Below are 13,097 nucleotides of genomic sequence, written 5' to 3' on the forward strand. Positions count from 1 at the left end.
AAGCCTATTTTGAATGAAATTAGATCTAAGCTTGAGAAAAGCAGATCCATTAAGATTCTGTTAGGGAATAGTTACGAACGTCCCCTAAAGAGCATTGATGATGGTTACCCAGAAATAGCCATCTCATGGATATATGATGCTTTGTTGAAGATCTTTTCCGATTGGGCTACTAATCATCATATTAATAAAGACTCTCTGGCAAGTTATAAAGATGGTTTTTCGACATTAGGAGACATTCCTGAAGATTCCAAAGCAGTGTATAAATTGATACAGCATCTATTTGTCAGAATAGACAATCAGAAAGAAGACATATATAATGTTAATATAAAATCGACTTTAGAGATTTTCCGTGATTTTGTAGAAATTCTTAATATACTTGAAAAAGAGGATACTGAAAAAGATACCACATTTAGCATTAAACCCGAAATTAAAAGTAAGTTGAAATTCTTAATAGAGCTTTTAGGCATCTTGAAGTTTAAGCTGTTCAAATATTATCAATTAAAAGATGAGTCTGTTTATTTGCTCTTTCAAAGAAAGAAAGGGATCAAATATGAATATAGTGAAATCTTTGTTTCGGACAATATACAGCTTCTTGATGAGTTAAGTAAAGAAATGCAAAGCATTCTGACTACATCTTATCCTTTAACTACAAGTTTGGTGATTACGGACAACTATTCTATTATAAAAAGTAAAAGCAGAAATGTTTATACTTTGGATACATTGATAGGTAAGTATTTAAATTTTAAGAATTACATTGAGCATATCTATCAGAGTAATTTTTTCAAAATAAGCCAATCAATTATTCCTCTAAAAGGAGAACTTCTGTCTTATAGTGGTGACAAGCAAGATTATATTATTGATGAGGTTGGAGATGTTGATGAGATTATTGATGAGTTTATCAACTCTCCGCAGGGAAATTTATTTGCTGTATCTAAGGCAGGGGGAGGAAAGACTGCTTTGTGCAAAAGAATTTTTGACAGGATAAATACGAAGGAAATAAGAAAACAATATGCCTTGTATTATGATCTTTCAAAAATGGAGAAAAATGATACAATAGAAAATTTCATAACAGCCTATACAACAAATTATTTCAATATCAATTCTGATGATATTTTTGATTTTATTTATTTTCTGAGTTGTAACGGGAAGCTTATTCTTATTTTGGACGGCTTGGATGAGATATTTGACAAAATAAACATGAATGATATTCTTTATGTGTTCAGTGAAATATCAAAACTATTCACGGAGAACTCGAAAATCATTATAACATCCAGGCAGTCATTTTTAATGTCATCTAAACAGATAGGCGAGTTACTTGACCGTAATGCTGTGGTTACCGAAAAAATCAATTATGGCTTGAATAATGTAGGAGTGGACCCATTACAACTTCCCAATTTCAAAATATTAAAGTTGCAAGACATTAATTTGAGTAGTGAAGAGTGCTCATTAAAGCACAACAGGATATACAATAGCTTGAAATGTAATTCGGATATTTATATATCACCTATTCAATATCAACTAATAAACAATATATCCGTTGATAAATCTATTCAGGCATTTAATCCGGAAGAATGTAGTTTTATACAGGCTAAGCTGATTTATTCATATATTACCAGCCTTTCCAAGTCTATAGAAAAAACGACTTTCAGTAAATTCATACGCTATTTTTATAGAGCTTATCAAATGAAAGTATTTAATTTCAGTCTAATAGATATTTTCTCAACATTTGGAAATGATTTGTTTGAAGATGGAATACTTGCACTTGACTATATGAAATTGCAAGCTTTATTTATAGAAACAGACAACCAAAAAATTAGGTTCAGACATAAAAATTACTATGAGTTTCTCTTCGCATTGGGATATATGATGAATACCTCTATTGAGTTTTCAAACAAAGAGCTATTTATAACCGATGAAATCAGAGCTTTTATTTATGAAATCAGTTCCGATCCATCATATTTTGACCTTTTTATTGAACCTAACCGGAATGACAGAATATTGCGTAAAGGTTTATATATAATTGGAGATTATGATAAGGCACAAATCATTGAATTGAATAAGGTAGTAATATTTGATGAATTTCCTGTAACTGTAAAAGAATATAATGACTTTTTAGACTATGCTAACAAGAATGACGTTTCTTGTTTTCAACATCCACAACAGCCAGCAGATATTTCTCACTTGCCTAAATATAATAAATTGAAAATAGCTGACTACTATAGTAATCCAGAATATGAAAGTTTTCCAGCAGTCTGTATTTCATGGTGGAGTGCTTATGCTTTTGCTAAGTATGCCGGAAAGAGACTTCCGACTGCAGTGGAATGGGAATGTGCGGGAAGGGGAAAATATGGGAATTTATTTCCTTGGGGGAATAAAATAGATATTAAATATGCTAATAGTGCGGATTATTGGGCTAATAAATTGTTAATTTCCTATGATAACTGGAAGAACCATTATGACCATGATAAAATGTTGAGAGGAGGTAGTATTTTGGGGGTAGACTTATTCCCAAAGAATATATCTCCAATTGGAATAAGAAATATGGCAGGAAATGTTTGGGAATTTACAGCTACAACGAATGAAACGATGGATAAGGCTGTAATTTGCGGAGGGTCGTATGACAATCCGTTCAGAGCTATGAAATGTGCTACAAGAGGATTGGCTGATATCATAGTAACCAGTAATGTGGTAGGTTTTCGATGTTGTAAAACATTGGATATTAGCTAAAAAATACACTGAGTTTATCAGTGTATTTTTTTGTGTCATTTATAATTGTCAGATAGTATCATGAGCCGAAAAAGTATATTTTTGATTCATTATATAGAAGCTTATGGATGACTATTTTTGATGTACTATTTACTACTTAGATAGTAGCGATTTCAGGTATTAAAAGAAATTTTGTACTTGGAAAGTTCTTCTCCAAATACGTACGGATGAATTCCATCGTATCATTCTGAATCGTTTTGTCTTCTACAGTCGGGTATAAATTATAGAGCATCGTATCTAGTGTGATGCCACGTCTTTGTATAGCTTCCAAACTTAGAAGCGTATGATTAATACTACCCAATTTACCGGAAGTGACAAAGATCAGTGGATACTGCTCTTGAGCGATGTAGTCGATAGTCAGGAGTTCTGTGGTAAGAGGTACCATAAGACCACCCGCTCCTTCGAGTAGTACATAATCATATCGTTCACTCAACTCTTGTGTGGAACGTTTAATTTTGTCGAAGTCGATGGGACGGTTGTCCAGACGGGCGGCGAGATGGGGAGAGGCCGGGTAAGAAAAGATTTCCGGCATGGTTAGTCCTTCCTTGTCTTCTTGTGTAAAAGGGATTCCCATAATGCGTCGATGTAGGTCGATGTCTTCGGAATGCCCTACATTACCGGTTTGAATGAACTTTTGTGTGATGGTTCTTTTTCCGTTATTATTCCATTCACGTGCCAGAAAACCAGTGGCAAAACTTTTACCGGCATCGGTATCGATACCACTTACGAAATATACATTCTGTTTCATACTCTTTTTTTCTTTGCTATAATATAAATTGGATGATATGTTAGAGATACTGTACTACCTTGACTGAACGCTTGGGTGTAGCGTTCACAAAAGCGATATAGATCACGACGGGTCCAAGGATGTACTTTTGCTTTATGATCATGTTCTGTAGGTAAAGGTGCAGGTGTTGATAGTCCGGTTACACCGGTTTGTTTCAGATGATAGAGCACTTTCATCGGATTCTCGAAGCGGAGAGGGATAATTTCTTCTTCCGAATGCAAGATATCAAAGTGAGGAGATAAGGCTGCTTCTAACTCTTTTCGTGAACGATAAGGGAGGCCGTTTCCAGTGAGTTCCCTAACTTCTTTCATATTGTCTTTTCCAAATGTGCTGAAAGCAAAATAGCCGTGTTCGTTGAGCAGGCCGTTGCATCTCAGGAAGAACTTTTCGGGAGATTCGAACCATTGTAAGGCAGAGCAGGAAGTGATTAATGAACTACTATTAGGGAAAAAGATGTTTTCTGCATCTCCCGGAAGAAAGAAAACCTGCTGTTCCTTTAATAAATCTTCGCAGCAATATTTCATCTCTTCGCAAAGGTCATTCAACAACAGAGATTTTGGGCGAAGACTTTGGAGCAACATACGGGAATAAATTCCTGTTCCACAGCCGAATTCGATGACATTTGGGCATGGAGCGGATAGATGTTCTTGAAGAAGGCGAATCATCTTGTCGGCAATTTGCCTTTGTACATTTGCTTCCTCGGAATAGGTGGTGATGGCTTTAGAGAAGCGTTCAGCAATCAATGATTTATTCATGAGCAATAATTAAAGTTTTCTGTTGAAAATAAATGTTTTAATGGTAAGCAGAAAAGCTCTTTCTGATAGTGTGCCCCATCTGTTTCTTCTATCATGTCTACTTTGTCTTTCCAGGCTTGCCATTGATTTTCCGGAAGGAAAATACGATCATTCTTCCCAATAATGACTTTCTGCCAAATGAATGAAGAAGGAGGTAAAGCCAGATACGAACTTTGAATAGCAGTTAGTTCATTTTTTAATTCTTCAACAGGGCGTTGGGGGGCTACTGACAGAAACTCTTTGTATTCAACCGCTGAACTGCACATTCTCCTTTGGAATTTAAGTAGTGTCTGTTCATTTAAGCCTTGAAGTGTTCCGTCAAAAATTGAGTGTGCAATGCCTCGTGTGTCGTCTATCGGATAAAGTGTGCCGTTGAGAGCAATACTATGGACAATCGGTAAATAGGAAAATTGTTGCATGATCTGCGAGGCTACCCATACTCCCATTGACCAGGCAATCAGTGTGATATGGGAGTATTTCTGAATAAGTGTATCGTCAAAATCCAATGAACGGTAGTCATAACAAATCATCCAGTCACAATCACTGGAATGAATTTGTTGAAATGGCGTTTCGTCCATTCCCCAACCTGCAAAGAAGAGTATCAGGTGTGGATGATTATTCTTGATTAAAAATTTCTGTATCATTTGTACCGAATAGAATTTATTAATTCATCAATTTCTTGCTTGGTGATATCTGCTGTTAATGAGAAACGGATACGGGAAGTTCCTTCGGGAACTGTTGGCGGACGAACAGGCAAAGCATAAAATCCTTTTCGTTGAAGTTCTTCTGCTTTGAGTATAGTGTCTTTGCTGTCGCCTACCACCATAGGAACAATGTGGCTGACAGAAGGGCAAACATATCCTTTGCAAGTGAGAGCTTCTTTAAGTTTTCGGCTAATTTGCAGTAAATGTTGCCTCTTTTCCTGAAAACTTGATAAGCGTTTTAAAATAAAAGAAGTCCATTGCACATTGACAGGTGGAAGAGCTGTCGTAAATATAAATGTCCTCATCTTATTGATGAGATAATCACGTATCACATTACGACAAACGACATAGGCACCTGCAGAAGCGATTGCTTTCCCGAAAGTTCCCACCAGAAAATCGATATCGTTTATACAGTTTTGTTCTTCGGCACAACCTAATCCTTTTTCTCCGCGTACACCAAAAGCGTGAGCTTCATCCACATATAATAGGACATTCGAATAGTGCTGTTTGAACTTGACAATAGTTGAAAGATCAGCTTCGTCACCGTCCATACTAAAGATGCTTTCGGTAACGATGATGATTTTATTAAAATGATTGTAATTTTCTTCTATTAATCTTTGCAATTGTGATAAGTCGTTGTGCCGATACCGGATACACTTTGCGGCTGATAGACGGATACCATCTATCAGGCTGGCGTGAACCAACTTGTCTGCCAAAATCAGTGTATGGATATCACTGACAGCCGGAAGAATTCCGGTATTTGCATGATAACCGCTATTGAATACTAATGCACTTTCCGTACCGAACATGTAGGCTAATTGTTGTTCCAATTCTTGATAGGCTGTGAAATTGCCTGTCAATAGACGTGAAGAAGAGGAAGTTGGCAGAAAGGTTTGAGGAGTCAAAGTTTCTAAAAAGTCATTTCTTAGAGACAAGTCGTTCGACAGACCCAAATAGTCATTGGAAGAGAGGTTCAGCATTCGCTGTCCGTTCACTACTACTTCACCCTTGTCATGAATAAGTTGAGGAAGGGAACGGAAATTCCTTTTTTCTTTTAAAGTTTGTAATTCTTCTTGTATTGAATTGATAAAATCATTCATATGGTAGTTGCTTGCATAATTATTAAACATTCATTAGTCTGATTTATTCTTTTCTGTACGGTTGCCTTCTACATCTCTTTTACTATCTTGAGCAATCCGGAAGTCAGTTTACTTAATTGAGAGTCAGTGATAATAAATGGAGGCATCAGATAAACGAGCTTTCCAAATGGCCGTACCCAGATTCCTTCTTCTACAAATCTACGTTGCATATACGCCATATTTACAGGTTGTTTGGTTTCGATGACTCCGATAGCTCCCAATACCCGTACATCAGCTACTTGCGGAAGTTTACGAGCGGGTGCCAGTTCTTCATTCAATTGTGTTTCGATTCGCTTTACATTCTCCTGCCATCCCGAATCTAACAATAATCGTATGGAAGCACAAGCCACAGCACAAGCAAGCGGATTGCCCATAAAAGTAGGTCCATGCATAAAGGCTCCCGGTGCATGATTGGAAATTGTATCAGCGATCCGGTTACTAGCCAATACGGCAGATAGGGTCATATAACCTCCAGTCAGTGCCTTACCGATACACATAATATCCGGTTCTACCTGGGCATGTTCCCAGGCAAAGAGTTTTCCGGTACGTCCGAATCCAGTAGCGATCTCATCGAAAATAAGCAAGATATTATGTTTGTGACAAAGCCGAGAGGCCTCTTTTAGATATTGCGGATGATAGAACCGCATACCACCGGCACCCTGAACAATCGGTTCCAGAATCAGTGCTGCCAAATCATTGGAATGCTCTTCAATCACTTTTTGTAGCGGTCCAATATCTGCCGGTTGCCATGCTTCCCCAAATTTAGAAACAGGGGAAGGAACAAAATAACGAACCGGAAGAGAAGTCCCGAACAGATTGTGCATTCCTGTGACCGGATCGCAAACGGACATGGCATTCCATGTGTCTCCATGATAGCCGGACCGAATCGTTACGAAATTGTTTTTGCTGGATTTTCCCATGGCATACCAATACTGAACAGCCATTTTCATAGCGACTTCAACCGCTACTGATCCTGAATCTGCATAGAAAATCTTCTGCATAGAAGGGGGAACTAAAGGAAGGATTAACTTGCCTAATTCTATTGCAGGATCGTGTGTCAATCCTCCAAACATGACATGAGACATTTTCTCTAACTGTTCTTTCGCCGCCTGATTGAGTACCGGATGATTATATCCATGTACCGCACACCACCAAGAAGACATTCCTTCAATCAATTCCTGTCCGCTTTCTAATGTGATGGTTACACCTTCCGCTTTTTTCACCTTATATACCGGAAGCGGGTCTGTCGTGGAAGTATAAGGATGCCACAAATGCTCCCGGTCGAATGGTGAATCAGCAAAATGATATCCTTCTTTCAGAATCATCTGTTTATCATCGGATACCTTAGAGCCTAGAGTGGTAAGAAGATCACCAACTATTGCCGAATTGATTCCGATATACAATGCCTTTTGTATCGCTTCCGTACTGAGCTGCGAACGTCCTCCGGCAAAACGTAGAAATGCTGTGGGATTAATAAATCGGAATAATGCAATGGTCCTCAGTATCTCTTCTACACTTAACGGTTCTTCCTTTTCGAGAGGAGTACCTGGTATGGGACTTAACAGATTGATAGGAATAGACTGGACATTCAGTTTTGCAAGGGTAAATGCAAATTCAATGCGTTGTTCCATAGTTTCTCCCATACCAATAATTCCTCCACAACAAATATCCATACCTACTCGGCGTGCTGCATCAAGCGTAGCCAATTTTTGCTCTTGCGTATGAGTGGAACAAAGTTGTGGAAAGTAGGAGGGAGCCGTTTCCAGATTACAGTGATAACGGGTAATTCCTGCATCATGAAGTGCTTTTAATTCTCCTTCATTGAGTAATCCCAATGAAGCACAAAGTTGAATCGATGAATGTTTTCGAATGTGACTTACCGTATCACAAAGTTGGGTAATCTGTTTGGGAGAAGGTTTTCGTCCGCTGGTGACGAGGGAGAAACGATTGACGTCTTGATTTTCGTTGTATTTTGCCTGCCGGAGGCATTCTTCTGCGGGGAGGAGGTCGTAAATATCCGCTTTGGTCTGATAGTGGGAAGATTGTGCACACCATTTGCAGTTCTCCGGACACCTGCCGGACTTGGCATTAATGATGGAACACATGTCGAATTCGTGTGAGGCACGTGCGACAGTAATTTCGTGTGCGGCAGCGTAGAGCGCATCACTGTCTGCCATGTTGGCTAGCCAGGCTGCTTGTTCGGGCGATAGTTCGACCCCTGCCAGCACCTGGTCTTTGATTTCTTTAAGTGTCATAAATGTTTGGGATGAGATAGTTATTTTGACATCCTGCTTCTGAAGCGCAATATCTATCACATTGGTATGTAGATGACCAATCTGAAATTCACGTCCCAAACTAGCAAAAGCGGCATAGTTTTTTCTGCCCCAATATTGGAAACGGGGAAGGGTGCGTGTAGTCTGTATGTGATATTGTTTCTTCATCAGGTTTGTGTCCTTATTTGAATAGAACGGGACAAATGTACGAAGAATCTATGGATAAGCAAATCTTTATTTATTTTTCCGATACTGCTTACGTACATTGAAATTGAAGCCGGCATATATCTGAAGTGTACCGAAACCATTGTCGAGAGAGAAATTGCCTCGATGATAATTATAGTTCTTTCCGACAAATGAAGTACCCACGAAGTATTTTCCATTGTTGTAGACAATCCCTGCACGAATAAGGAAATCCAGATTGAACTTGCCGTACCATTTTCTTCCTTCGCGGACTTCTGCATCTACGTCGGATGCTTTATAAGCAATGGCGGGAGTAAGAGAAAGGCAGGCTAGGCAGTTGCGTGCAAAGACCCAGTTGTAGGCATAGCCGAAGCTGATATTAGCATTCGTATATTTTATATTTTGTACTTTCATTCCGGAATTCATGTGTTCTTGGATTATCTCCGGAAGTTGTGTGTATTCAAAATCCAGATTATGTTTGGAGATTGAAAAACCGGCAATGAATGAGCCTGCATTCAGACGTTGATTGGTCGATTGGCTAAAAGCTGCCGGATAGGAGAATCTACGGTTATTAAATATGTAGTATAGATTCAATCCTTTTATATCCACTTTCATTCCATTGAAATTGGCGGTGTAATCCGATGGTATTTCTTCCGGGAATCCTTTTATTTTATGAATCTTATAATTATTTCCCGTACGGCGATAGAAGATATCCACACCCAATTTGGAACTATAAAGGCTTAAGTCGAATTCGGTCCCTTTGTTTTTCCGGTTTGTTTTCCGGTAGATATCATCCACATCGAAAGACCATCCTAGAAAAATCCATTGCCAACCGAAATAAAGACCAATTTTATTATGAGGATTGGGTGAAAAACTCAACTTCTGCGGATGAGGTTGCGCGCTGGTGACGGAATAATATTCGAAATTACTGAAATGAGTGATCATGAGTGCATAATTGTAACGGTTAGGACTAATATAGGTTGTATCGAAATCACTGAAATTCAGGAACTTCTTGATTGCTTTTTTTAATGTACCGGATTTGGAGGGGATGGTGTCTGTTTGTCCACCGTTGCAGACAAGTGTATCCTTCCTCTCAGTCTGAGCCTGTAGGGAGAACGACATAAATAGAAAAAGATAAAGAACATATCGTTTTATCATGTGATTCCTTTTGCCAGTTGGGTCTAATTCGTTTTACGAAAGTACGACCTTTCTTGGATTTATACTAATAATCGTCTAAAAAATGTTTTGTTTCCTAAACAATAAACTTCACTGTACTGTTAGTTACAGCAAGCAAATAAATCCTAAACCACAAAATTATGAGAATCTATTTACGTCTGATCATGGCGTTTCTTTTGCTCTCGGAGGGAAATATAGTATATGCGGGAGTACGGCAAGATAAGCTCGTAACGGGTACAGTGAGTTCTGAAGGCGAACCTTTACCCGGCGTTTCTGTGCAAGTAAAAGGTGCTTCTACCGGTACAATCACTAATATAGATGGAAATTATTCCATTGAAGTTCCGGTGAATGGAACATTAATATTTCGTTTTGTCGGCTTGAAAACCGTTGAACAAGCAGTGGATGGCCGGAACACGATTAATGTTATTATGGAAACGGAAAGCAAAGAATTGGAGGAAGTAATGGTAGTAGCTTATACTACGGCCAAAAAGTATAGTTTTACCGGAGCGGCCTCGACGATGAAAGCCGGGGAAATTGAAAAGCTGCAAACTTCCAGTATCTCACGTGTACTGGAGGGAACAGTGTCGGGTGTACAGGCTAGTGCAGCCAGCGGACAGCCCGGTACAGATGCAGAGATTCGTATTCGTGGCATCGGTTCTATCAATGCTTCCAGTGCTCCGTTGTATGTGGTGGATGGGGTTCCGTTTGATGGTAGTGTCAATTCTATTAATCCCGATGATATAGCCTCTATGACAGTATTGAAGGATGCCGCCTCTGCTGCTTTGTACGGTTCGCGTGGTGCTAACGGTGTAATTATTATCACAACAAAACAAGGTCAGCAGGAGTCTAAACCGACAGTGAAGATAAAAGCTACTTTGGGAGGTTCTAATCGAGCTGTTCGTGATTACGATCGTGTCAGTACAGATCAATATTTTGAGTTATATTGGGAGGCACTTAGAAATCAATATGCCCGTAGTTCTGATTATACTCCTGCTACTGCGGCTATGCAGGCTTCCAAAGAGTTGGTTACCAAGTTGATGGGAGACGGCCCGAATCCTTATGGTCTGCAATATTCTCAGCCTGTTGGTACTGATGGTAAACTGGTGAATGGTGCACGTCCGTTGTGGAATTCCAATTGGAGTGATGCTATGGAACAGCAGGCACTTCGGACGGAGTTGAATCTGAGTGTTTCCGGTGGCGGTAAATCCAATCAGTACTTTTTCTCGGCAGGATATCTGAATGATAAAGGTATTGCGCTTGAATCCGGTTATAAACGTTTTAATCTGCGTTCAAATGTGACAAGTGAAATGACTTCCTGGCTGAAAGGAAGCATAAACCTGAGTTTTGCTCATTCAATGCAGAACTATCCGGTATCTTCGGATTCAAAGACTAGTAATGTGATTACTGCCGGACGTACCATGCCCGGTTTCTATCCTATTTATGAAAGGAATGCGGATGGAAGTTTTCGGTTGGACGAAAATGGAAAACGTATTTATGATTTCGGTTCGTACCGTCCTTCAGGATCAATGGCAAACTGGAACTTACCGGCTACATTACCGACGGATAAGTCCGAAAGGATGAAAGATGAATTCTCCGGACGTACGTTTCTGGAAGCGACTATTATCGAAGGACTGAAGTTCAAGACGAGTTTCAACTTCGATTTGGTCAACTATAATACATTAGATTATACGAATATAAAATTGGGTCCCGCAACAGTAAACGGTGGTGGGGCAAGTCGTCTCAATTCCCGGACTTTCTCTTGGACTTGGAATAATATCGCTACTTACGATAAAACGTTTGGTGATCATCATTTCAATATTTTGGCAGGAATGGAAGCTTATTCTTATCGTTACGATGAACTGACAGCTTCCCGTTCGAAAATGTCACAACCTGATATGCCGGAATTGGTAGTCGGTTCACAACTGACAGGGGGGTCGGGGTATCGTATAGATTACGCATTGGTGGGTTATCTGTCACAGTTACTATATGATTATCAGAATAAATATTTCTTTTCGGCTTCTTACCGCCGCGACGGTTCTTCCCGGTTTGCACCCGGTACACGCTGGGGAAACTTTTGGTCATTGGGTGCATCCTGGCGTATAGATCGTGAGAATTTTATGGCTGCTACTACTGACTGGTTATCTGCATTAACCTTAAAAATGAGTTATGGCGCGCAGGGAAATGATAATCTGGGCACGTATTATGCAAGTAAAGGGCTTTATACAATTGTTTCGAATCTGGGTGAGAATGCGCTGGTATCCAGCCGTATGGCAACTCCCAATTTGAAATGGGAGACTAACCTGAATTTTAATTTAGGTCTTGACTTTTCACTATTAAACAACCGTTTCTCCGGTTCGTTCGACTTTTTCCAACGACGCTCGAAAGATTTGTTATATGCACGCCCGATAGCACCTTCTTTGGGATATAATACGATTGATGAGAATGTGGGAGCATTGAAGAATACCGGTATTGAGTTGGTACTGAACGGAACGATTATCAATCAGAACGGTTGGGTTTGGAAACTTGGTATAAACCTGACTCATTATAAAAATAAGGTAACTGAGCTTCCATTGAAGGATATGCCACAAAGCGGAGTGAATAAATTGCAGGTAGGCCGTTCGGTTTATGACTTTTATATGAAAGAGTGGGCGGGAGTGAATCCTGAAAACGGAGACCCGTTGTGGTATAAAGATCTGAAAGATGACAATGAAAATGTGATTGGACGTACGACTACCAACGATTATTCTTTGGCTAGTAATTATTATATTAATAAATCTTCACTACCCAAAGTGTATGGTGGGTTCAATACTTCGCTTTCTTGGAAAGGCATTGACCTTTCGGCTGTATTTGCATATAGCATTGGTGGATATATTTACAACCGTGACATCACAATGATTCTGCATAATGGTAGTTTGGAAGGGCGTGATTGGTCTACGGAGATTTTAAAAAGATGGACCCCTGAAAACCGATATACGGATGTACCGGCTTTGAGTACTACTTCCAATAATTGGAATTCGACTTCTACTCGTTTCTTGCAGAATAACTCCTATATGCGTCTGAAGAACCTGACACTTTCTTATACATTGCCCAAACAATGGATTAACAGAATTGCTTTAGGAGAAGTACAGGTATATGTGCAGGGAGACAATCTATTTACGATCCATCGGAATCAGGGATTAGACCCGGAACAGGGGATTACAGGTATCACTTATTACCGTTATCCGGCTATGAGAACGATTTCCGGTGGCATTAATATTTCTTTTTAAATGCAGTAT

The 13,097-nt window shown here is 39.4% G+C and carries 8 protein-coding genes; 2 read left to right on the top strand and 6 right to left on the bottom strand.

What is annotated here, in order from left to right; all coding sequences use genetic code 11:
- The first annotated feature begins 9 nt into the window (after window positions 1-9).
- Window positions 10-2,727 (top strand): SUMF1/EgtB/PvdO family nonheme iron enzyme, encoded by a 2,718-nt coding sequence (locus CZ225_RS08435; RefSeq protein WP_159441764.1) that lies wholly within the window; start codon window positions 10-12, stop codon window positions 2,725-2,727.
- A 136-nt stretch (window positions 2,728-2,863) separates the two neighbouring features.
- Here CZ225_RS08435 and bioD read toward each other — a convergent pair whose 3' ends face one another.
- The 6 genes from bioD to CZ225_RS08465 form a co-directional block, all read right to left on the bottom strand.
- Window positions 2,864-3,514 carry a dethiobiotin synthase gene (gene bioD / locus CZ225_RS08440; protein WP_077153763.1) on the bottom strand — a complete coding sequence of 217 codons (651 nt, stop codon included), beginning with the start codon at window positions 3,512-3,514 and terminating at the stop codon, window positions 2,864-2,866.
- Window positions 3,511-4,308, bottom strand: a complete 798-nt coding sequence (bioC, locus tag CZ225_RS08445) for a malonyl-ACP O-methyltransferase BioC (protein WP_077153764.1) — start codon at window positions 4,306-4,308, stop codon at window positions 3,511-3,513. Before bioC ends, bioD begins: the two co-directional genes overlap by 4 nt.
- Window positions 4,305-4,991, bottom strand: coding sequence for a DUF452 family protein (locus CZ225_RS08450; RefSeq protein WP_077153765.1), 687 nt, complete (start codon window positions 4,989-4,991; stop codon window positions 4,305-4,307). The genes bioC and CZ225_RS08450 overlap by 4 nt, the downstream gene beginning before the upstream one ends.
- The gene (locus CZ225_RS08455) at window positions 4,988-6,181 is read right to left on the bottom strand and encodes an 8-amino-7-oxononanoate synthase (RefSeq protein WP_234983024.1); all 1,194 of its coding nucleotides are present in this window, start codon (window positions 6,179-6,181) and stop codon (window positions 4,988-4,990) included. Before CZ225_RS08455 ends, CZ225_RS08450 begins: the two co-directional genes overlap by 4 nt.
- A gap of 38 nt (window positions 6,182-6,219) precedes the next feature.
- Entirely contained in the window at window positions 6,220-8,631 is a 2,412-nt protein-coding gene (gene bioA / locus CZ225_RS08460) for an adenosylmethionine--8-amino-7-oxononanoate transaminase (protein WP_077153766.1), read from the bottom strand.
- 66 nt (window positions 8,632-8,697) lie between these two features.
- On the bottom strand, window positions 8,698-9,804 hold the full coding sequence (locus CZ225_RS08465; protein ID WP_077153767.1) for a DUF4421 domain-containing protein: 1,107 nt from the start codon (window positions 9,802-9,804) through the stop codon (window positions 8,698-8,700).
- Between the two features lie 158 nt (window positions 9,805-9,962).
- Between CZ225_RS08465 and CZ225_RS08470 the strand changes: the two genes are divergently transcribed.
- Window positions 9,963-13,088, top strand: coding sequence for a SusC/RagA family TonB-linked outer membrane protein (locus CZ225_RS08470; RefSeq protein ID WP_077153768.1), 3,126 nt, complete (start codon window positions 9,963-9,965; stop codon window positions 13,086-13,088).
- Window positions 13,089-13,097 lie beyond the last annotated feature (9 nt).

It is taken from the genome of Bacteroides bouchesdurhonensis, from assembly GCF_900155865.1.
GTDB lineage: Bacteria > Bacteroidota > Bacteroidia > Bacteroidales > Bacteroidaceae > Bacteroides > Bacteroides bouchesdurhonensis.

Excerpts from the sequence above, each read along its gene's own strand:
- bioD (WP_077153763.1), bottom strand. The coding sequence starts at position 3,514 with ATGAAACAGAATGTATATTTCGTAAGTGGTATCGATACCGATGCCGGT.
- CZ225_RS08470 (WP_077153768.1), top strand. The coding sequence starts at position 9,963 with ATGAGAATCTATTTACGTCTGATCATGGCGTTTCTTTTGCTCTCGGAG.
- bioA (WP_077153766.1), bottom strand. The coding sequence starts at position 8,631 with ATGAAGAAACAATATCACATACAGACTACACGCACCCTTCCCCGTTTC.
- CZ225_RS08465 (WP_077153767.1), bottom strand. The coding sequence starts at position 9,804 with ATGATAAAACGATATGTTCTTTATCTTTTTCTATTTATGTCGTTCTCC.
- bioC (WP_077153764.1), bottom strand. The coding sequence starts at position 4,308 with ATGAATAAATCATTGATTGCTGAACGCTTCTCTAAAGCCATCACCACC.
- CZ225_RS08455 (WP_234983024.1), bottom strand. The coding sequence starts at position 6,181 with ATGTTTAATAATTATGCAAGCAACTACCATATGAATGATTTTATCAAT.
- CZ225_RS08450 (WP_077153765.1), bottom strand. The coding sequence starts at position 4,991 with ATGATACAGAAATTTTTAATCAAGAATAATCATCCACACCTGATACTC.